Genomic DNA, 18,157 nt, shown 5'->3' with positions numbered 1-18,157 from the left:
CGGGCTCAATTCAGGATGGGATCGACCTGGACACGCAGGCGCACGCGCTGGCCCGGGTCGTAAGGCATGACGATATTATAAGTACGGCCGCGGTAGTCGTACGACACGTCATAGCCGTTGGTGCGTTCTTCCACGTGATCGACCATGCGGCACTGTTTCACGGCTTGCTCTGTCACACCGCCTGGCTGCACATTCTGGTTGTCGACCCGGTCGCCCACGACGGCGCCGGCAATCGCGCCGGCCGCGGTGGCGGCAGTGCGGCCATTGCCGCGGCCGACCGTGCTGCCCAGCAGCGCGCCGGCAATGCCGCCGACGATGGAACCACCGGCGCTGCGCTCGGCTTGCTGCTGCACCTGGACATATTCAGTGCGGCATTCCTGGCGCGGGCGGTTGACTTGTTCGATACAGGGCTGCACGCGCAGCACGCGGCCGTAATCTTCGAAGTCGGGGCGTTGCGCCTGAGCCAGTGGCAGGGCGCCTACGCACAGAACGGATGCAATCAGTTTGGTTCGCAGGTTCATGGTATTACCTCTTGAGCAAGTCGATACAGTGGTACTAAGCAATGGTATTAAGCAGCGGTATTGAAGCATGGTAATCCCGGCCCTGCTTAATAGTTGCAACCGATGGCAACAAAATGTAACGAAGGGCAGGGTTGATAGCGCCATCATGCGCGCATAAATTCAGAGGAAATGTTCTATTTCTAACAAAACGGTCGTCCAGAGCCACAATCGAGTTGATTAGAGACATACAACACGTTACCCTAACAAGTGTATGGAATTAGATTGACTGAGAGAAACGTTCACTGCCGCGGGCTACCCAAATAAATATGAGTTTGTTGACCACTGTGCCGCCCAATCTCGTGCAGTCGATCCGGGCCTTCCGGGTGCCGGACTTGCAAGACGAGGCAGCCCGCCTTGGGCAGCATTTTCTGTATGCCCACTGCAATGCTGGTTTCACCAAGCAGCAAGTGCTTGGCATCATCGCTGAATCCTTCCTCTTCCCTAAGCCTTGCGGCAAGAATTTCGAAGCATTACGCGTTTGCCTGACCGATACCATGCAGCAGGCCGGCCCGCAAACGGGCTTTTTGGCTGTGCTGGAGCAATTGCCCAATACGCAAAAATTCGACCGTGAAGCGCGCGAAACCCTGCTCGACGTGTTCCGCGATGCCGCCGATTACTGGGCTGAAAAAAACGTGCCATTCCGGGTATTTTACTCGTTTGAATAGCGCTTGCTACCGGGTCTTGGGGCCGCTTAGTGGCCTGCCGATGGCTTAACCGGTACAATAGAGGGTTTTTGACGTCCCTTTCCGTGACCCGATGAAAAACATCGTCATCCTCATTTCCGGCCGTGGCAGCAATATGGAAGCCGTTGTGCGCGCCGCCCAGGCCGAACAGTGGCCCGCTAAAATTGCCGCCGTGATCAGCAACCGCGCCGACGCCGGCGGCCTGCAATTTGCAGCCAGCCATGGCATTGCTACCGCCGTGGTCTCCAATAAAGCGTACCCGTCGCGCGAAGCATTTGACGCGGCGCTGCAAGCGGAAATCGACCGTTTTGAACCGGACCTCGTGGTACTGGCCGGCTTCATGCGCATTTTGACGCCGGGCTTCGTGGATCACTATGAGGGCCGCATGCTGAACATCCACCCGTCGCTGCTGCCGCTGTTCCCTGGCTTGCATACGCATGAACAGGCGCTGGCGGCCGGCGTGAAAGAACATGGCGCCACCGTGCACTTTGTCACGGCGCAGCTGGATCATGGCCCGATGGTGGGCCAGGCGAAGGTCGACGTGCTGGAAGGCGACACCCCCGATACCCTGGCCGCCCGCGTGCTGGTGCAGGAACATCAGTTATATCCGCGCTGCATCCGCTGGTTTGTTGAAGACCGGCTGACGATTGCCGACGGCAAGGTCGTCATCGACCAGAACTAATTAAAGGAACACTATGCGATTGTCACCTATGGTGCTCGCCAACGCTGAAGAAGTGTTGCGCGAGATTTTGCGCTTTACCGCGCCAGCCGACACGACGTTGTCGCGCTTTTTCAAAGAACGCCAGCGTCTGGGCGGCCGCGAGCGCGGCGCCATCGCTGAATGCGTGTACGCCGTGCTGCGTAACAAAGCCTTCTTCACGGATTTCTCGGCGTCGGGCAGCGGCCCTGACATGCGCCGCCTGGTCTTGCTGGGCATGATGGATGCCGTGGGCATCGGTGCGCTCCCTAGCCTGTCGCCGGAAGAATCGGCCTGGCTGGAACGGGCGGCCAATATCGACCGCAAGCTGCTGCACAAGTCGATGCGTTCGAACATGCCGAAGTGGCTGTACGAAAAGCTGGTGGCGCAATATGGCGAAGAAGAAGCGCTGGCGCTGGCCGACGCACTGAATACGCCGGCGCCGCTGGACTTGCGCGTCAACGCCATGAAAGCCGACCGCGACGCCGTGATGGCGGAACTGGCGCAAGCGCCAATCGCCGCCGACCCGACGCCGTATGCGCCGCTGGGCCTGCGCGTGCATAAAAAGCCTGCGCTGCAAAACCTGCCGCTGTTTAAGAGCGGCGCCATTGAAGTGCAGGACGAGGGTAGCCAGGTGCTGGCCCAGATCCTGGGCGCCAAGCGCGGTGAAATGGTGGTGGACTTTTGCGCCGGCGCGGGCGGCAAGACCCTGGCGCTGGGGGCGCAAATGCGCAACACCGGCCGTTTGTATGCGTTCGACGTGTCGGAAAAGCGTTTGTCGAAGCTCAAGCCGCGTCTGGCGCGCAGTGGCTTGTCGAACGTGCATCCAGTACTGATCGCGCACGAGCGCGATGCGAAAATCAAGCGCCTGGCCGGCAAGATCGACCGCGTGCTGGTCGATGCGCCATGCTCCGGCATGGGCACGTTGCGCCGCAACCCGGACGTGAAATGGCGCCAGCAAGAAGGCGCGATTGCCGAGATGCACGACAAGCAAATCGCCATCCTGGATGGCGCATCGCGCCTGGTCAAGGGCGGCGGCCGTCTCGTGTACGCGACGTGCAGCTTCTTGAACGAAGAAAACGATAACGTGGCGGCTGAGTTCCTGGCATCGCATCCTGACTTCGAACTGGTGCCGATGAGCAAAATCCTGGCGGAACAGAAAATCGCGCTGGAAATGGGCGATTACTTGAAACTGTTGCCACACAAGCATCAAACGGATGGCTTCTTCGCCGCCGTGTTCGAGCGCAAGAAAATGGCCAAACCTGCGAAAGAAGAATCGGACGACGCAGAATAAGCGTTCCCCAAGCCGGCCCAGCGCCGGCTTTTTAATTTGGTCGACATTTCGGGGCCTGGCCCCAAAAGTGCTATGAATGGTGCAAAATTCATAGCATATTTGGGGCCAGGCCCTTTCATTGATCACTGCTGATGAAACAAGAACCACTGAAAAACCTGATTTCCGACTTATTCAACGACATGCGCGACCCCGGCTTGCTATGGCAGCTGGCGGCGTTGGTGGCGGCTGTTTTGCTGGGCTGGCTGATTTCCAGCCTGTTGCGCGCCCGCGTAACGGCCCGCGTGGCGGAAGCAGCGCCGGAAAGCGGTATCGCGCATTTTGGTGCGGAAAGTTTTTCCCGCGTGGTGGGACCGCTGGCTGTCGTGGCCGTGCTGTATGGCGCGCAATTGATGCTGGGACGGTGGCAAAAAGTGCATTTGCTAAAGGTGGCCGTGCCGATTTTCCTGTCGCTGGTGTTGATCCGCTTTGCCTTTGTCTTGCTGCGCCGTATTTTTGCCCGCCAGGGCCAGATTGGTCAGACCATCCGGACTTTTGAAAAGATTTTCCAGTTGCTGGTGTGGGCCGGCATGGCGCTGTATATCACGGGGCTGTGGAGTGAGCTGTATCTCTACCTGGACCAGACCCTGCTGCCGTTGGGCAAGCATAAGGTGTCGATAGCCGATGTGCTGGGCGGCGCCGTCTCCGTGGCATTGATGTTGATGCTGGCGCTGTGGGTGGGCGCCGTGCTGGAGCAGCGCTTGATGAGCGTGGAATCGATGCACCTGAGCATGCGCGTCGTGCTGGCGCGCTTTGGCCGCGCGATCTTGATTGTCGTGGCGGTATTGCTGAGCTTGTCCGCAGTGGGCATAGATTTGACGGTGCTGTCCGTGTTTGGCGGTGCGCTGGGCGTTGGCCTGGGCCTGGGTTTGCAAAAGATCGCCAGCAATTATGTTTCCGGCTTCATTATCTTGCTGGACCGCAGCCTGACCATCGGCGACATGATCACCGTCGATAAATACAGTGGCCGCGTGATGCAAATCAACACGCGCTATACCGTGCTGCAAGGGCTCGACGGCGTAGAGTCGATTGTTCCCAATGAAATGCTGGTGTCGGGCGCGGTGCAGAATTCCACGCTGAGCAACAAGAGCGTGTTGCTCAGCGCCAAGGTGTCCGTGGCTTACGATACGGACCTGGACCTGGCGCTGCGTCTGCTGGAACAGGCGGCCTTGTCCGTCGAACGCGTTGTCAAAGACAAGGCCCCTTCGGCCAATCTCGTCAATTTCGGCGCCGATGGACTGGACTTGCAAGTCAATTGGTGGATTGCCGATCCGGAAAATGGCCGGGGCGGGGTGATTTCCGACGTCAACCGGGCAATTTGGAAATTGCTGCAGGAACACCAAATCTCCGTGCCGTTCCCGCAACGGGAGATGCGCATTATCGGTCCCGCAAGGTTGCCGGAAGGGTCCTGATGTGGCACGCACCGCCTAAAAAATAATCAGTTCCGATGGGCAATCCGTCCTCAGCAGGGCGGATTCGGCGTACAATACGGTCCATCATGAGAAGTCGCGCCTGTTCAATGGGGACAGGTTCGCGAACGATATCCCCCCTACTGGAGCAGTAATGATCCCTAGTTTACAAGCAGTACTGGCCTTCCTCGACACGGGCCTGTTGGGCCTGTCTGGCTGGCAGATTTTTGCCTATACCATGGTGGTGACGCATATCACCATTGCCAGCGTCACCATTTATTTGCACCGCCATCAAGCGCACCGCGCATTGGAGCTGCATGCGATTCCTTCGCATTTCTTCCGTTTCTGGCTGTGGCTGACGACTGGCCAGGTCACGAAAGAATGGGCGTCGATTCACCGCAAGCATCACGCTAAATGCGATACGGACGAAGATCCGCACAGCCCGGTGACCCGCGGCATTAAGAAAGTATTCTGGGAAGGCGCTGAACTGTATCGCGCTGAATCGAAAAACAAGGAAACGCTGGAGAAATACGGTCACGGTACGCCAAGTGACTGGATCGAGCGCAACCTGTACACCAAATATAGCGCTGCCGGCGTATCGGCTTTGCTGGTCGTGAACGTCATGCTGTTCGGCGTGATCGGTATTACCGTGTGGGCAATTCAAATGATCTGGATCCCCGTGACGGCGGCCGGCATTATTAATGGTATTGGCCACTACTGGGGCTACCGCAATTACGATTGCGCCGACGCGGCAACCAACATCATTCCATTCGGCCTGATTATCGGCGGCGAAGAATTGCACAATAACCACCACACGTTTGCCACGTCGGCGAAACTGTCGTCGAAATGGTATGAGTTCGATATCGGCTGGTTCTATATCCGTGTATTGGAAACTTTGGGCTTGGCGAAAGTTAAAAAGGTTGCGCCAGAGCCAAAATTCCAAAAAGGTAAAATGCAGGCCGACCTGGAAACCCTGCAATCTGTGATTGCCAACCGTTACGATGTGATGGCGAAATATGCGAAAACCATCAAGGCAGCATGGAAAGATGAATTGCAGCACTTGAATAAAGCGGAACTGGAAGCGCGCTTCCTGAAATCGTCCCGTAAATTGCTGCAGCGTGAACCTGCTAAACTTGAAGCGCCACAAAAGCAGCAATTGGTGGAATTGTTTGAGCACAGCAAAGTATTGGAAACCATGCACACGATGCGCGTGGAATTGGGCGTGATTTGGGAACGTTCGCATTTCACCCGCGATCAATTGCTGGCCAAACTGCAAGACTGGTGCGATCGTGCGGAAGCGTCCGGTATTAAATCGCTGCAGGAATTCTCCCTGCGCCTGCGCAGCTACGCATAAGTATTCAACGCTTCATTCCAAACGGCCCTGCGGGGCCGTTTTTATTTGCCCGTTCAAATCGCCAACTGACCTTGCGGGACGCTATCGTCCCTGATTATGCTAATAAGTGGCGTGATCATGCTCATTTCTGCCTTAAGATGCGGTTAAATGGCCCGCCGATTACCATTGCTCATGCGCATCCTTCTGCTACCATGAATCCATTGCATTTTTTGAAATGGGAGAAGACATGCAATTCAGGTGGATTAAAAAACTCGGTTTGGCAATTGCCGCCATCATTGTGTTGTTTATGCTGACGCCTTTTGCGATTGTCCCGGCCGGGCATCGCGGCGTATTAACCACGTTTGGCAAACCATCCGAACAGGTTTATGACGAAGGTTTGCATTTCCGCTGGCCATTGGCGCAAGCCATGCATTTAGTGGGTGTGGCGATTGAAAAAGGCGAGGGTGAAGGCGATGCTGCCTCGAAGGATTTGCAGCGCGTGCAAACCCGCGTTGCCATTAATTACCATGTGAAGCCGGAAGCCGCCGTGGCGGTATATCGCGATTTGGGCAATCAGCCTGGCGAACGGATTATTGTGCCGGCCGTGCATGAGGCAGTCAAAGCGGTAACAGCCCGTTATACGGCGGAAGAATTGATTTCCAAACGCGCCGTCGTGCGTGACGATATCGTGGCGGCATTAAAGGAACGTATGTCGCGCCATGGATTGGTCATCGATGAATTTTCAATTATCAGCTTTAATTTCAGTAAAACTTTTGATGAAGCTATTGAAGCAAAAACCACGGCGGAGCAATTGAAAATGAAAGCCGAACGGGATTTGCAGCGGATTGAAGTGGAGGCCCAGCAAAAAGTTGCACGTGCTAAAGCGGAGGCGGATGCATTGGCATTACAGCGCCAGCAAGTGACGCCGGAATTACTGCGCTTAAGGGAAGTGGAAAACCAGGCAAAAGCCATCGAGAAATGGGATGGCCATATGCCATCGACCATGACGGGAAATGCCGTGCCCTTTATTAACGTTCCAGCAGCCAAGTAAGAAATAAAAAAGCCACTCAATGAGTGGCTTTTCTTTGAAACAAGGATCAATTATTTGATCTTGGTTTCTTTGTACAGAACGTGCTTGCGAGCTTTAGGATCGAACTTCATGATCTCCATTTTAGCTGGCATAGTGCGCTTGTTCTTGTCGGTCGTGTAGAAGTGACCCGTACCTGCGGTCGATTCCAGTTTGATTTTGTCGCGGCCGGTTTTTGCCATGATCTAGCTCCCTATTAAACTTTCTCGCCACGAGCACGCATGTCGGCCAGGACGGCGTCGATGCCTACCTTGTCGATGGTGCGCAGACCGGCGTTCGAAAGACGCAGGGTTACGTAACGGTTTTCAGATTCTACGAAGATGCGGCGGTTCTGCAGGTTAGGCAGGAAACGACGCTTGGTTTTGTTGTTAGCGTGGGAAACATTGTTGCCGACCATCGGCTTCTTCCCAGTGACTTGGCAAACACGTGCCATGGCGCACTCCTAAAGTTACTTCCGAAATTGGAAAACCGAGACTATAGCAAAAAAAATTAGGTTTTTCAACGACTTACAGAAAACAATTGTGTCATGAATTTCTAAAATATTTAACAATTTGCGCAAGGTGTTGTTTACAAAGGTAAACTGCCTGTTGAACGTGCAGCTTTCATTAGAGCTGGCCGTGTTCTGCGAACGAATGCACTTGATGTCCCGCCACGACAAAATGGTCGAGCACGCGCACATCGACCAGTGCCAGCGCCTGGCCCAGTGCCCGCGTCAACAGCAAATCCGAATCGCTGGGCTCTGGCGCCCCCGATGGATGGTTGTGCGCCAGCATCACACTGGCAGCGTTACGGTGCAGCGCTTCCCGCACCACTTCACGGGGATAGACGCTGGTATGCGATAGCGTGCCACGGAACAGTTCGCAGGCATCGATCAGGCGGTTTTTCACATCCAGGAACAAGACGTGGAACGATTCGTAGGGTTGGCGCGACAGTGAAAGCCGCAAATATTGTTTCACGGCATGTGGGGAATTCAACGCGACGCCCGCCTGCATTTGTTCGGCCAGTGCGCGGCGTGATAATTCCAGTACTGCTTGCAACTCCGCAAAGCGCGCGGCGCCAAGGCCGTGTATGGCGGAGAAGTCGCGTACGTCCGCCGACAGCAAGCCATGCACGGAACCAAAGTGGCCGACTGCATCGTAAGCCAGCGCAATGGCGCTCTTGCCGCGCACGCCGACGCGCAAGAACACGGCCAGTAATTCAGCGTCGGAAAGGGTATGGGCGCCTTCGCGCAGCAAGCGTTCGCGCGGACGCTGGTGTAGTGGCCAATCGGAAATGCCCATGCTGAACCTCCCGCAGGGAAAATCCCATTATCGCCACCACCCCCGCGCCAGGGTTTGCAACAGATCAGCGGGACGGTTGCGGTTGCAAGAAACGGGGTACCGTGGCGGCAATCGCAAACGGGATCAGCATCGGGTACAGGCTCCAGACCACCCGTCCCTCAATCCGTACGCTCAGCGCCGCGTACAGTGGGGGCAGCGCCATCAAGATCAGCAAACTTTTCAAGGGCTGCAACTGGCGTGGTGCGCGCGGCATGCCGTACAGCGCCATGGGCAACACGATGCCCGCGCACAGCACCAGCGAGACCAGCGAGCGCCAGTCGCCCCTCAGTGTGTAAATCACGTGCTGCATGCTGGGCTTCCACACGTACGATGGCAAGCCGGCCACGAGCCACCAGCGCACGGCCAGCAGCCACGCCCCCGCCAGCACCAGGGCGGCCAGTCCCGCGCGCCAGCCGATCTGGCGCGCCGCCAGCAGCCACACCAGCAGCAAAATATTTTCTTCCCGCGCCGCCGTAGCGGCAATGCCGGACAGCGCCGCCAGCCACGGCTGCCCCGATACCACTGCCAGCACGAATGCCGCGCGGGCGCAAATGGATCCGGGATCGACCACGAGATAAGGTGCATACCAATACGTGGGCACCGCCAGCACCATCATGACACCCGCCAGGTAGCCCAGCCGGCGCGCATAGCCGAGGCGCACGACAGTCAACGCCATCATGACGCCGGCTGCGCTGACCAGCAGCCAGTTCAACATGGCAAAGCTGTTGTGCAATTCACCAGGCAATGCCGAGGCCACGGCCGGAATCAGCAAACGGTAAGGGAAGGGCGCCTGCAGCGCACTGAATGGCAATTCGCCGCGCAGCCACAGGGCGGTATTGAAATAGGCCAGTGAATCTTCAATGGTGCCGCCCCAGCGGTGCCACATCAGTGCCAGCGACAGGGCTGACAGCGCCATCATCAGTGACAGCAATTGGATGCTGGTCAAGGTGCGGATCGTGGAATAGCGGTAGGGACTGGGGAAAATTTGCATGGCCAGGATTATAAAGAACCGTGCCACAACCCGCATGAAAGGCAACAATTGTTCACATTTGAAGGCAGGGAGGCGGCCGAAGGCCGGGGCGCGGCAGCGCAAGGTGGCTTACAATGTCGGCTCTTCGGTAATTTAATCCAGAAATATCATGTCTAACGAGCAACCCAACGTCGTCACGCCATCGGCTTACCTGACCCTGCATTACCGCCTCGCCAAGCTGGACGGTACTGACATTGTCACCACTTTTGATGGCACGCCTGCCACTTTGATGCTGGGCCAGGGCCAGTTGGCGCCGGTGCTGGAAGAGTTGCTGTTGGGAATGCCGGAAGGCACGCACAAGACTTTCGACCTGGAACCGGGCGTCGGCTTTGGCCCGCGCAATCCGGAACTGGTACGTCCCGTGTCGCGCGCCACCCTGGAAGCGAACTCGGCGCCAGGTGTGGAATACCAGATCGGCGACCTGGTGGATTTCGCTGCGCCAGGTGGCGGCCGCTTTGCCGGTGTCTTGCGCGAACTGCGTGAAAACGATGCGATTTTCGACTTCAACCACCCGCTGGCCGGCCAGCCGGTCAAGTTTGAAGTGAAGCTGATCTCCGTCCTTTAAGGATTCAATATGGATAAAGAATTATTGCTGGCGCAACCGCGCGGCTTTTGTGCGGGCGTAGACCGCGCCATTGAAATTGTTGAGCGTGCGCTGGCCCAGTTTGGCGCGCCGATCTATGTGCGTCACGAAATCGTCCACAACGCGTATGTCGTCAACGATTTGCGCAACAAAGGCGCGATTTTCATTGAAGAACTCGATGACGTGCCGGCAGGCAATACGCTGGTATTTTCCGCCCACGGCGTGTCGAAAGCCGTCCGTGCGGAAGCGGAAGCGCGCGGCTTGTCGATTTTTGACGCCACGTGCCCGCTGGTGACGAAGGTGCACGTGGAAGTGTCGAAGATGCGCAAGCAGGGCTGCGAAATCATCATGATCGGCCATGACGGCCACCCGGAAGTCGAAGGTACGATGGGCCAGACGGAAGAGGGCATGTATCTGGTGGAAACCGTGGAAGACGTGCAAAAGCTGAACGTCAAGAACCCGGATGCGCTGGCGTACGTGACGCAAACCACGCTGTCTGTGGATGACACCATCGACATCATCGCCGCGCTGAAAGAACGCTTCCCGAACATTATCGAGCCGAAGAAGGGCGATATCTGCTACGCCACCACCAACCGCCAGGAAGCCGTGAAATTCATGGCGCCACAAGTGGAAGTGTTGATTGTCGTCGGCAGCCCGAACAGCTCGAACTCGAACCGCCTGCGTGAAGTAGCGGAAAAGAAAGGCACGCCGGCCTACATGGTCGACAATGCCACGCAAATCGACGCTGCCTGGCTGGAAGGCCGCCAGCGCGTCGGTGTGACGGCGGGCGCCTCCGCGCCGGAAGTGCTGGTGCAGGCAGTCATTGACCGCCTGAAAGAATTGGGCGTGAAAAGCGTGCGTACACTCGATGGCGTGCAGGAAGCGGTGACGTTCCCGCTGCCTAAAGGGCTCGATAAAGGTTAATGGTGGTAAAAGCGCAACAGTTTGACGCATAAAATTCGGGGCCGATGGCCCCGGTTTTTTGCTGTTTTGTGCAGATTTCCGCATGAATTCCAACGGATTGGATCAGTCTCCGGCCGGTTTTCCAATTTTTGAGTGAGATTTTGCGCGAAACCCCTCTGGACTTAAATTTAATTCTGTGGACTTAATTTTTTTCCGATATTAGTTTTTGTTAAACATCGCTATCATTGCGGACGCTTGGCAACATGCATACGCAATAGTTAGACGTACAGCGTCTGATCAACTGCGGCACTGCGGGGATATCTCCGGGTGCCGTTTTTGTTATGCGCTTCATATAACGCGAACGAAGAGGCAATCCGATGGATACATTTATCCAACAAATAATCAACGGCCTGGTGCTGGGCAGCATGTATGCGCTGGTCGCACTGGGCTACACCATGGTCTATGGTGTGCTGAACCTGATCAACTTCGCGCACGGCGACGTATTGATGATCGGCGCCATGGCAGGTTTGACAATCTTGAACTTGCTGAACCATGTGGCGCCTGACTTGCCAGGTTTCGTCAAACTGGCAATTGCCATCATCGGCGCGATTCCCGTCTGCATGATCGTCAATGTGCTGATTGAGCGGGTCGCGTACCGCCGCCTGCGCAATGCGCCGCGCCTGGCGCCGCTGATCACCGCCATCGGCGTATCGATCCTGCTGCAAACGTTCGCCATGATGATCTGGGGCCGCAACCCGCTGCCCTTCCCGCAAATGCTGTCGACCGACCCGATCATGGTGGGCGGCGCCGTGATTTCGCATACGCAGGTGCTGCTGCTGGTGCTGGCAGCCGCCGCCATGTTTGGCCTGGTGATGCTGGTGGAGAAAACCAAGATGGGCCGCGCCATGCGCGCCGTGGCGGAAAATCCCCGCGTGGCTGGCCTGATGGGCGTGGATTCGAACCGCGTGATTGTCGCTACCTTTGCCATCGGCGCCGGCCTGGCTGCCGTGGCGGGCGTGATGTGGGGCGCGAACTATGCGTCGATCCAGTTCGCCATGGGCTTCGTGCCCGGCCTGAAGGCTTTCTCGGCCGCGGTGCTGGGCGGTATCGGCAATATCTATGGCGCGATGATCGGCGGGATCGTGCTGGGCATTATTGAAAGCCTGGGCGCCGGCTACATCGGCGATTTGACGGGCGGTTTCCTGGGCTCGCACTACCAGGACATCTTTGCCTTCGTGGTGCTGATCCTGGTGTTGACGGTGCGTCCGTCCGGCATCATGGGCGAGCGCGTAGCGGACCGCGCATAAGGAGGACACCATGGCACTGTTGAATTTCGACGTACAAAAAGATCCGAAAAAGGCTTACACCAGCATGGCCATCGTGCTGGCGCTGCTGATTGTGTTCCCGTTCGCGGCGGCCCCATTCGGCAATTCGTGGGTGCGCATTGTCGACCTGGCGCTGCTGTACATCATGCTGGCGCTGGGCTTGAATATCGTGGTGGGCTTTGCCGGCCTGCTGGACCTGGGCTACATCGCGTTTTACGCGGTGGGCGCTTACATGACGGGCATGCTGGCGTCGCCGCAATTTGCCACCCTGCTGGAATCGGTCATCAACAACTATGAACCGCTGGGCAATGCGCTGGTGGCATTCTTTGGCGAAGATATCCGCACCAACGGCATCCACTTGTCGGTGTGGGTGATCGTGCCGCTGGGCGCGGCGCTGGCCGGCCTGTTTGGCGCCATCCTCGGCGCGCCGACGTTGAAACTGCGCGGCGACTACCTGGCCATCGTGACCCTGGGCTTCGGTGAAATCATCCGTATCTTCATGAACAACCTGAATGAGCCGATCAACTTCACCAACGGCCCGCAGGGGATCAACCTGATCGACCCGATCCGCGTATTCGGCGTGTCGCTGGCCGGTGAAGCGGGTTCGCGCGCCACCGTGTATATCGGCGGCTTCGGCATGCCGTCGGTGAACGCGTATTACTTCCTGTTCCTGTTGCTGACGATCGCCGTGATCTTCGTGACGGGCCGCTTGCAGCATTCGCGCCTGGGCCGTGCATGGGTGGCGATCCGCGAAGATGAAATCGCAGCGAAAGCCATGGGCATCAATACCCGTAACGTGAAACTGCTGGCGTTTTCGATGGGCGCATCGTTTGGCGGTATTGCGGGCGCCATGTTTGCGTCGTTCCAGGGCTTCGTGTCGCCGGAATCGTTCTCGCTGACGGAATCGATTGCCGTGCTGGCGATGGTGGTGCTGGGCGGTATCGGCCACATCCCAGGCGTCATCATGGGCGGCGCACTGCTGGCGGCGTTGCCGGAAGTATTGCGCCATGTGGTGGAGCCGTTGCAGCAACAGCTGTTTGGCCACGTGATCATTGAGGCGGAAGTGCTGCGCCAGTTGCTGTACGGCCTGGCGATGGTGGTGATCATGCTGACGCGTCCTGCCGGCTTGTGGCCGTCGCCTAAGCATGAAGACCGTCCGGATGGTGATTCGGATACCAAACAGCAATCGTCCGGCGTCATGCCCGCTTAAGGAAGTCAAGATGAGCGACAAAGTTATGTTGAATATCGCCGGCGTCAATAAGCGCTTTGGCGGCCTGCAGGCGCTGACCGATGTGGGCATCAAAATCATGCAGGGCCAGATTTACGGCTTGATCGGCCCGAACGGCGCCGGCAAGACCACGTTCTTCAACGTGATCACGGGCTTGTACCAGCCGGATACGGGCACGTTTGAATTGGCGGGCAAGCCGTATTCTCCATCGGCGCCGCATGAAGTGGCGAAAGCCGGCATTGCCCGCACGTTCCAGAACATCCGCCTGTTTGGCGAAATGACGGCGCTGGAAAACGTCATGGTGGGGCGCCACGTGCGTTCGCACCAGGGCGTATTTGGTGCGATCTTCCGCCACAAGGCGGCGCGTGAAGAAGAAGCGTCGATCCGTGCCCGCGCCCAGGAATTGCTGGACTTCGTCGGTATCGGCGCGTTTGCCAACCGCACGTCGAAGTTCCTGTCGTATGGCGACCAGCGCCGCCTGGAAATCGCCCGCGCGCTGGCCACCGACCCGCAATTGCTGGCGCTCGATGAACCGGCGGCCGGCATGAATGCCACGGAAAAGCTGGCGCTGAAAGAGCTGCTGGTGAAAATCAAGGCGCAAGGCAAGACCGTGCTGCTGATCGAGCACGATGTGAAGATGATGATGAGTTTGTGCGACCGCATCACGGTGCTGGAATATGGCAAGCGCATTGCGGAAGGCTTGCCGGCAGAAATACAAAGCAATCAGGCGGTGATCGACGCCTATCTGGGAGGATCGCACTGATGTCGGAAAATGTATTAAAAGTTTCGGGCCTGAAGGTCGCGTATGGCGGCATCAAGGCCGTCAAAGGCATCGACCTGGAAGTCAACAAGGGTGAATTGGTCACGCTGATCGGCGCCAATGGCGCTGGTAAAACCACCACCTTGAAAGCCATTACCGGTACGCTGCCGGCCTGCAAGGTCGAAGGCACAGTGTCGTATCTGGGCGCGTCGCTGAAGGGCGCGCAATCGTTCCACCTGGTGGAGCGCAAGCTGGCGATGGTGCCGGAAGGCCGCGGTGTCTTTACCCGCATGACGATCCTGGAAAACCTGCAAATGGGCGCGTACACGCGTGACGACAAGGCGGGGATCGAGGCCGACATCGCCAAGTGGTTCGATGTGTTCCCGCGCTTGAAAGAGCGTGCGGGGCAGCTGGCGGGGACGCTGTCCGGCGGCGAACAGCAAATGCTGGCGATGGCGCGCGCACTGATGTGCCATCCGACCTTGCTGTTGCTGGATGAACCGTCGATGGGCCTGTCACCGATCATGGTGGAAAAAATTTTCGAAGTGATCCGCAATGTATCGAAAGAGGGCATCACGATTTTGCTGGTGGAGCAAAACGCGAAGCTGGCCTTGCAGGCCGCGCACCGCGGCTACGTGATGGAATCGGGGCTGGTGACGATGACGGGCAATGCGAAGGACATGCTGGACGATCCGCGCGTCAAGGCGGCATACCTGGGCGAATAAAGTACCTCCATACTGTTGGAGCCTGTTCCACGCCGGACAGGCTCCAAATTTCTTTAAAGCCAGGCTATTCAGGCTTTTGCTATCGCCACTACGCCGCACGATAGTGCTTTTGGGGCCAGGCCCCGAAGTTCGATGCGGAAATTGTGGCGTTTCCTCTATACTGGCGCTTCCCCTGCCTTGGAGGCGCGCCGGCCATGCCCGTCAAATCCCTGCCTGAACTGGACTTGCTGGAACAGTTGATCGACGAGGGCAGTCATTGGCTGGCTGTGGATAACGTCTGCACCGTCGCCGCCGACAGCAAGCAATTTCCCGTCTATGTATTAACCCTCGGCAGCCCCGATCCCAATGCCCCCGCGCTGGGCATCTTTGGCGGCATCCATGGCCTGGAACGTATCGGCACCCAGGTCATCCTGTCTTTCCTGCATTCGCTGGTGGCGCGCTTGCCGTGGGATGACGTGTTGCAGCGGCAACTGTCTGAAATCCGGCTCGTGCTGATGCCGCTGATTAACCCGGGCGGCATGTACCTGGCCACCCGCGCCAACCCGCAAGGCGTCGACTTGATGCGCAATTCGCCCGTGCAAGCCAGCGAGCGTGTGCCTGTGCTGCTGGGCGGGCAGCGCTTGTCTGCCCATTTGCCGTGGTACCGGGGTGCCTTTGGTGCCCCCATGGAAGCTGAGAGCCGCGCCGTGTGCGCCATTGTTGAACGGGAATTGCTGGCGCGCCGCTTCAGCCTCACGCTGGATTGCCATTCCGGCTTTGGTTTGCGCGACCGCATCTGGTTTCCCCACGCGCACACGCGCACGCCCATTGCCCACTTGCCGGAAATCGCTGCACTGGAAGAGTTATTCACGCGCTGCTATCCGAACCACCCGTACACGTTTGAACCACAAAGCCTGCAATACCGTACGCATGGCGATTTGTGGGATTACCTGTATTTGAAAGCAGGGCGCCAGGCCGGCACGCTGTTCCTGCCGCTGACCCTGGAAATGGGATCGTGGCTGTGGGTGAAGAAAAATCCCCGCCAGCTGTTCTCGCGGCTGGGCGCGTTCAATCCTACGCTGGCACACCGCCAGCAGCGCGTATTGCGCAGCCATCTGGTGTGGTTTGAATTCCTGATGCGGGCCGTGGCCGCCCACGCGCGCTGGCTGCCGGATGAGCCTGGGCGGCAAATGCAGCGCAAGCGTGCGCTGGCCAAGTGGTATGGGTTGGGCGCAACGTGATGGGCGCCATGCACAAGCACGCGCAGGCCGCCGTATGAACTCACCAGTGTGGGTGCTGCTGCGCGGCCTGGTGCGGGAACGCCGCCATTGGGGAACATTCCCTGCCCAGTTGCAGGCAGCACTGCCGGGCAGCGTCATCATTACGCCGGATATGCCCGGCAACGGCAGCCGCTGCCACGAAACCAGTCCTGCCACCGTTGATGGCATGGTTGACGCACTGCGTGCGGATTTGCAGGCGCGGCGCATCAGTGGTCCCGTGAATGTGCTGGCGCTATCATTGGGCGCCATGGTGGCCACGCAATGGCGCGCGTCGTATCCGGACGACGTGGCGCGCTGCGTGTTGATCAACACCAGCATGCGCCCATTCAGCCCGTTTTATCAGCGGCTGCACTGGCGCAATTACCCGGCCATCGTGCGCGAACTGGTGACAGGCAGTCCCGCCAGCCGCGAAGCACTGGTCTTGCGCCTGACCAGCGCACGCCATGGCACGGATGACGCGCTGTGGCGCCAGTGGGCCGCCTGGCAACAGGAATGTCCCGTAACACGCGCCAATGCGATGCGCCAGTTGCTGGCGGCGGCCCGCTTTCGCGCTCCTGCCCATGGCGGCGGATGTCCGGTATTGATCTTGAACGGCGCCAGCGACAGGCTGGTCGATCCCCGCTGCTCGCACGGCCTGGCGCACGCGTGGCAGGTACAACTGCGGACACACCCGGATGCCGGCCATGATTTACCGCTCGATGACGGGGCGTGGGTGGCAAGGCAGGTCGCCACCTGGAGCAAATGAGATACTATGCTTCACCTTTCTTTTTTAATAAGATCATCATGCGACGCACCATACTTGCCGTCTCCACGCTATCGCTGTTTGCCCTGTCCGGATGCGCCGTGTCCCACCTGCCGACTGAGCAAGGCGCCACATTAAAAGCCTTGGCGCAAGCACACCACGTTTGCGCCGTGGCGGTGGCGGTCATCAGGAACCGGCAACTGGCGGCAGTCGATACCGCTGCCGGATGCCAGCCCGAGCCGGCGCTGCGGCCTGACAGTGTTTTTCAAGCGGCATCGCTGGGCAAACCGGTCTTTGCGTATGCCGTGTTGCAGCTGGCGGCGCAAGGCCGGCTGGCGCTTGATGTGCCGCTGGTAACGTATTTGCCGCAGGGTTACCGCCACCAGTATTCTCCAGTGCAGGCGGAGCCGTCCGAACTGGTGACCGATCCCCGCTTACAGGCCGTGACTGCGCGGATGGTGCTGAACCATACGTCGGGCCTGCCCAACTGGGCGTCCGGGCCATTGCGGTTCGACGCGGAACCGGGAATCAAATGGGGCTATTCCGGGGAAGGATACGTCTTGCTGCAGCGGGCCGTGGAAGCATTGACTGGCTTGCCGCTCGATCAATTCATGGCGGTCCAGGTCTTCGAACCCCTGGCCATGCACCACAGCAGCTATGCCTGGCATGAAGGCATGGCGCCGCTGCCGGGAACCAAAGCCAATGGATCGCTGCGCCCAACCCGGAATGTGACCACGCCGGTGGCCGCCTTTTCCCTCTACACGACAGCGGAAGACTATGGGAAATTCTTTGCCAGGCTGCTCGCCGATGACTCGGTGCTGAGGCAATTGACTGCGTCACCCGTCACGGTGGAGCCCGGCCTGGGGCTCAGTTGGGGGCTGGGATTGGGCATGGAGCAGGACCGGCAAGACACCTACGTTTGGCAGTGGGGCAATAACCTGGGATACCGTGCCTTCGTCATTGGTTCGGTTAGCACCGGCGATGGCCTGGTGATGCTGACCAACAGCGAGAATGGATTGGCATTGGCGGAACCGCTGACACGCCAGGTATTGCCGGGAGAGCACAAGGTATTCCAGTTTTCTTACCTGGGAGGCGGCATGCTCAACCGCCTTTGCAACACGTTGCACGTGTGTCTGTAAGTACAGGCGAAAAAAAGCCCCGGACCAAGCCGGGGCAGTGAAGGA

20 protein-coding genes are annotated in these 18,157 nt (G+C 58.4%); 15 read left to right on the top strand and 5 right to left on the bottom strand.

Annotated elements, in window-relative coordinates; all coding sequences use genetic code 11:
- Positions 1 to 5: 5 nt before the first annotated feature.
- Positions 6 to 521: a glycine zipper 2TM domain-containing protein gene (locus GM668_RS00710; RefSeq protein ID WP_155437020.1), complete on the bottom strand. Its 516-nt coding sequence runs from the start codon at positions 519 to 521 to the stop codon at positions 6 to 8.
- Positions 522 to 826: 305 nt separating this feature from the next.
- Between GM668_RS00710 and GM668_RS00705 the strand changes: the two genes are divergently transcribed.
- From GM668_RS00705 to GM668_RS00680, 6 genes are all read left to right on the top strand, one after another.
- Positions 827 to 1,225, top strand: a complete 399-nt coding sequence (locus GM668_RS00705; RefSeq protein ID WP_155437019.1) for a barstar family protein — start codon at positions 827 to 829, stop codon at positions 1,223 to 1,225.
- Between the two features lie 91 nt (positions 1,226 to 1,316).
- Positions 1,317 to 1,925, top strand: coding sequence for a phosphoribosylglycinamide formyltransferase (gene purN, locus GM668_RS00700; protein ID WP_155437018.1), 609 nt, complete (start codon positions 1,317 to 1,319; stop codon positions 1,923 to 1,925).
- A gap of 13 nt (positions 1,926 to 1,938) precedes the next feature.
- The gene (locus tag GM668_RS00695; RefSeq protein ID WP_155437017.1) at positions 1,939 to 3,234 is read left to right on the top strand and encodes an RsmB/NOP family class I SAM-dependent RNA methyltransferase; all 1,296 of its coding nucleotides are present in this window, start codon (positions 1,939 to 1,941) and stop codon (positions 3,232 to 3,234) included.
- 131 nt (positions 3,235 to 3,365) lie between these two features.
- Positions 3,366 to 4,682 carry a mechanosensitive ion channel family protein gene (locus tag GM668_RS00690; RefSeq protein WP_155437016.1) on the top strand — a complete coding sequence of 439 codons (1,317 nt, stop codon included), beginning with the start codon at positions 3,366 to 3,368 and terminating at the stop codon, positions 4,680 to 4,682.
- A 151-nt stretch (positions 4,683 to 4,833) separates the two neighbouring features.
- On the top strand, positions 4,834 to 6,033 hold the full coding sequence (locus GM668_RS00685) for a DesA family fatty acid desaturase (protein ID WP_155437015.1): 1,200 nt from the start codon (positions 4,834 to 4,836) through the stop codon (positions 6,031 to 6,033).
- A gap of 226 nt (positions 6,034 to 6,259) precedes the next feature.
- Entirely contained in the window at positions 6,260 to 7,063 is an 804-nt protein-coding gene (locus GM668_RS00680) for a prohibitin family protein (protein WP_211923334.1), read from the top strand.
- Between the two features lie 50 nt (positions 7,064 to 7,113).
- Here the strand turns inward: GM668_RS00680 and rpmG are convergent, their stop codons facing one another.
- From rpmG to GM668_RS00660, 4 genes are all read right to left on the bottom strand, one after another.
- Positions 7,114 to 7,281: a 50S ribosomal protein L33 gene (gene rpmG, locus GM668_RS00675; RefSeq protein ID WP_154371792.1), complete on the bottom strand. Its 168-nt coding sequence runs from the start codon at positions 7,279 to 7,281 to the stop codon at positions 7,114 to 7,116.
- A gap of 14 nt (positions 7,282 to 7,295) precedes the next feature.
- On the bottom strand, positions 7,296 to 7,532 hold the full coding sequence (rpmB, locus tag GM668_RS00670) for a 50S ribosomal protein L28 (RefSeq protein ID WP_093559101.1): 237 nt from the start codon (positions 7,530 to 7,532) through the stop codon (positions 7,296 to 7,298).
- Positions 7,533 to 7,704: 172 nt separating this feature from the next.
- A complete protein-coding gene (gene radC / locus GM668_RS00665) occupies positions 7,705 to 8,379 on the bottom strand; it encodes a RadC family protein (RefSeq protein ID WP_155437013.1) in 675 nt (224 codons plus the stop codon).
- A gap of 64 nt (positions 8,380 to 8,443) precedes the next feature.
- On the bottom strand, positions 8,444 to 9,409 hold the full coding sequence (locus GM668_RS00660) for a hypothetical protein (protein WP_155437012.1): 966 nt from the start codon (positions 9,407 to 9,409) through the stop codon (positions 8,444 to 8,446).
- A gap of 148 nt (positions 9,410 to 9,557) precedes the next feature.
- Between GM668_RS00660 and GM668_RS00655 the strand changes: the two genes are divergently transcribed.
- From GM668_RS00655 to GM668_RS00615, 9 genes are all read left to right on the top strand, one after another.
- Complete coding sequence (locus tag GM668_RS00655) at positions 9,558 to 10,013, top strand: FKBP-type peptidyl-prolyl cis-trans isomerase (protein WP_155437011.1); 456 nt, start codon at positions 9,558 to 9,560, stop codon at positions 10,011 to 10,013.
- Between the two features lie 9 nt (positions 10,014 to 10,022).
- A complete protein-coding gene (gene ispH, locus GM668_RS00650) occupies positions 10,023 to 10,955 on the top strand; it encodes a 4-hydroxy-3-methylbut-2-enyl diphosphate reductase (RefSeq protein ID WP_155437010.1) in 933 nt (310 codons plus the stop codon).
- 356 nt (positions 10,956 to 11,311) lie between these two features.
- Positions 11,312 to 12,241 carry a branched-chain amino acid ABC transporter permease gene (locus GM668_RS00645; protein WP_155437009.1) on the top strand — a complete coding sequence of 310 codons (930 nt, stop codon included), beginning with the start codon at positions 11,312 to 11,314 and terminating at the stop codon, positions 12,239 to 12,241.
- 10 nt (positions 12,242 to 12,251) lie between these two features.
- Positions 12,252 to 13,469 (top strand): ABC transporter permease subunit, encoded by a 1,218-nt coding sequence (locus tag GM668_RS00640; RefSeq protein ID WP_155437008.1) that lies wholly within the window; start codon positions 12,252 to 12,254, stop codon positions 13,467 to 13,469.
- A 10-nt stretch (positions 13,470 to 13,479) separates the two neighbouring features.
- On the top strand, positions 13,480 to 14,250 hold the full coding sequence (locus GM668_RS00635) for an ABC transporter ATP-binding protein (RefSeq protein ID WP_155437007.1): 771 nt from the start codon (positions 13,480 to 13,482) through the stop codon (positions 14,248 to 14,250).
- Entirely contained in the window at positions 14,250 to 14,972 is a 723-nt protein-coding gene (locus GM668_RS00630) for an ABC transporter ATP-binding protein (RefSeq protein WP_155437006.1), read from the top strand. The genes GM668_RS00635 and GM668_RS00630 overlap by 1 nt, the downstream gene beginning before the upstream one ends.
- A gap of 194 nt (positions 14,973 to 15,166) precedes the next feature.
- The gene (locus GM668_RS00625; protein ID WP_155437005.1) at positions 15,167 to 16,192 is read left to right on the top strand and encodes a M14 family zinc carboxypeptidase; all 1,026 of its coding nucleotides are present in this window, start codon (positions 15,167 to 15,169) and stop codon (positions 16,190 to 16,192) included.
- 34 nt (positions 16,193 to 16,226) lie between these two features.
- On the top strand, positions 16,227 to 16,976 hold the full coding sequence (locus GM668_RS00620) for an alpha/beta fold hydrolase (RefSeq protein ID WP_155437004.1): 750 nt from the start codon (positions 16,227 to 16,229) through the stop codon (positions 16,974 to 16,976).
- Between the two features lie 38 nt (positions 16,977 to 17,014).
- Positions 17,015 to 18,112, top strand: coding sequence for a serine hydrolase domain-containing protein (locus GM668_RS00615; protein ID WP_170305437.1), 1,098 nt, complete (start codon positions 17,015 to 17,017; stop codon positions 18,110 to 18,112).
- The last annotated feature ends 45 nt before the right edge of the window (positions 18,113 to 18,157 follow it).

Source organism: Pseudoduganella ginsengisoli, assembly GCF_009720865.1.
GTDB lineage: Bacteria > Pseudomonadota > Gammaproteobacteria > Burkholderiales > Burkholderiaceae_D > Rugamonas > Rugamonas ginsengisoli.
Note: the sequence above shows the minus strand (reverse complement) of the source record. Positions and strands in the feature narration are given on the sequence as shown.

Bases quoted from the DNA above. Each gene is read 5' to 3' on its own strand.
- GM668_RS00710 (WP_155437020.1), bottom strand. From the start codon at position 521: ATGAACCTGCGAACCAAACTGATTGCATCCGTTCTGTGCGTAGGCGCC.
- GM668_RS00705 (WP_155437019.1), top strand. From the start codon at position 827: ATGAGTTTGTTGACCACTGTGCCGCCCAATCTCGTGCAGTCGATCCGG.
- purN (WP_155437018.1), top strand. From the start codon at position 1,317: ATGAAAAACATCGTCATCCTCATTTCCGGCCGTGGCAGCAATATGGAA.
- GM668_RS00695 (WP_155437017.1), top strand. From the start codon at position 1,939: ATGCGATTGTCACCTATGGTGCTCGCCAACGCTGAAGAAGTGTTGCGC.
- GM668_RS00690 (WP_155437016.1), top strand. From the start codon at position 3,366: ATGAAACAAGAACCACTGAAAAACCTGATTTCCGACTTATTCAACGAC.
- GM668_RS00685 (WP_155437015.1), top strand. From the start codon at position 4,834: ATGATCCCTAGTTTACAAGCAGTACTGGCCTTCCTCGACACGGGCCTG.
- GM668_RS00680 (WP_211923334.1), top strand. From the start codon at position 6,260: ATGCAATTCAGGTGGATTAAAAAACTCGGTTTGGCAATTGCCGCCATC.
- rpmG (WP_154371792.1), bottom strand. From the start codon at position 7,281: ATGGCAAAAACCGGCCGCGACAAAATCAAACTGGAATCGACCGCAGGT.
- rpmB (WP_093559101.1), bottom strand. From the start codon at position 7,532: ATGGCACGTGTTTGCCAAGTCACTGGGAAGAAGCCGATGGTCGGCAAC.
- radC (WP_155437013.1), bottom strand. From the start codon at position 8,379: ATGGGCATTTCCGATTGGCCACTACACCAGCGTCCGCGCGAACGCTTG.
- GM668_RS00660 (WP_155437012.1), bottom strand. From the start codon at position 9,409: ATGCAAATTTTCCCCAGTCCCTACCGCTATTCCACGATCCGCACCTTG.
- GM668_RS00655 (WP_155437011.1), top strand. From the start codon at position 9,558: ATGTCTAACGAGCAACCCAACGTCGTCACGCCATCGGCTTACCTGACC.
- ispH (WP_155437010.1), top strand. From the start codon at position 10,023: ATGGATAAAGAATTATTGCTGGCGCAACCGCGCGGCTTTTGTGCGGGC.
- GM668_RS00645 (WP_155437009.1), top strand. From the start codon at position 11,312: ATGGATACATTTATCCAACAAATAATCAACGGCCTGGTGCTGGGCAGC.
- GM668_RS00640 (WP_155437008.1), top strand. From the start codon at position 12,252: ATGGCACTGTTGAATTTCGACGTACAAAAAGATCCGAAAAAGGCTTAC.
- GM668_RS00635 (WP_155437007.1), top strand. From the start codon at position 13,480: ATGAGCGACAAAGTTATGTTGAATATCGCCGGCGTCAATAAGCGCTTT.
- GM668_RS00630 (WP_155437006.1), top strand. From the start codon at position 14,250: ATGTCGGAAAATGTATTAAAAGTTTCGGGCCTGAAGGTCGCGTATGGC.
- GM668_RS00625 (WP_155437005.1), top strand. From the start codon at position 15,167: ATGCCCGTCAAATCCCTGCCTGAACTGGACTTGCTGGAACAGTTGATC.
- GM668_RS00620 (WP_155437004.1), top strand. From the start codon at position 16,227: ATGAACTCACCAGTGTGGGTGCTGCTGCGCGGCCTGGTGCGGGAACGC.
- GM668_RS00615 (WP_170305437.1), top strand. From the start codon at position 17,015: ATGCGACGCACCATACTTGCCGTCTCCACGCTATCGCTGTTTGCCCTG.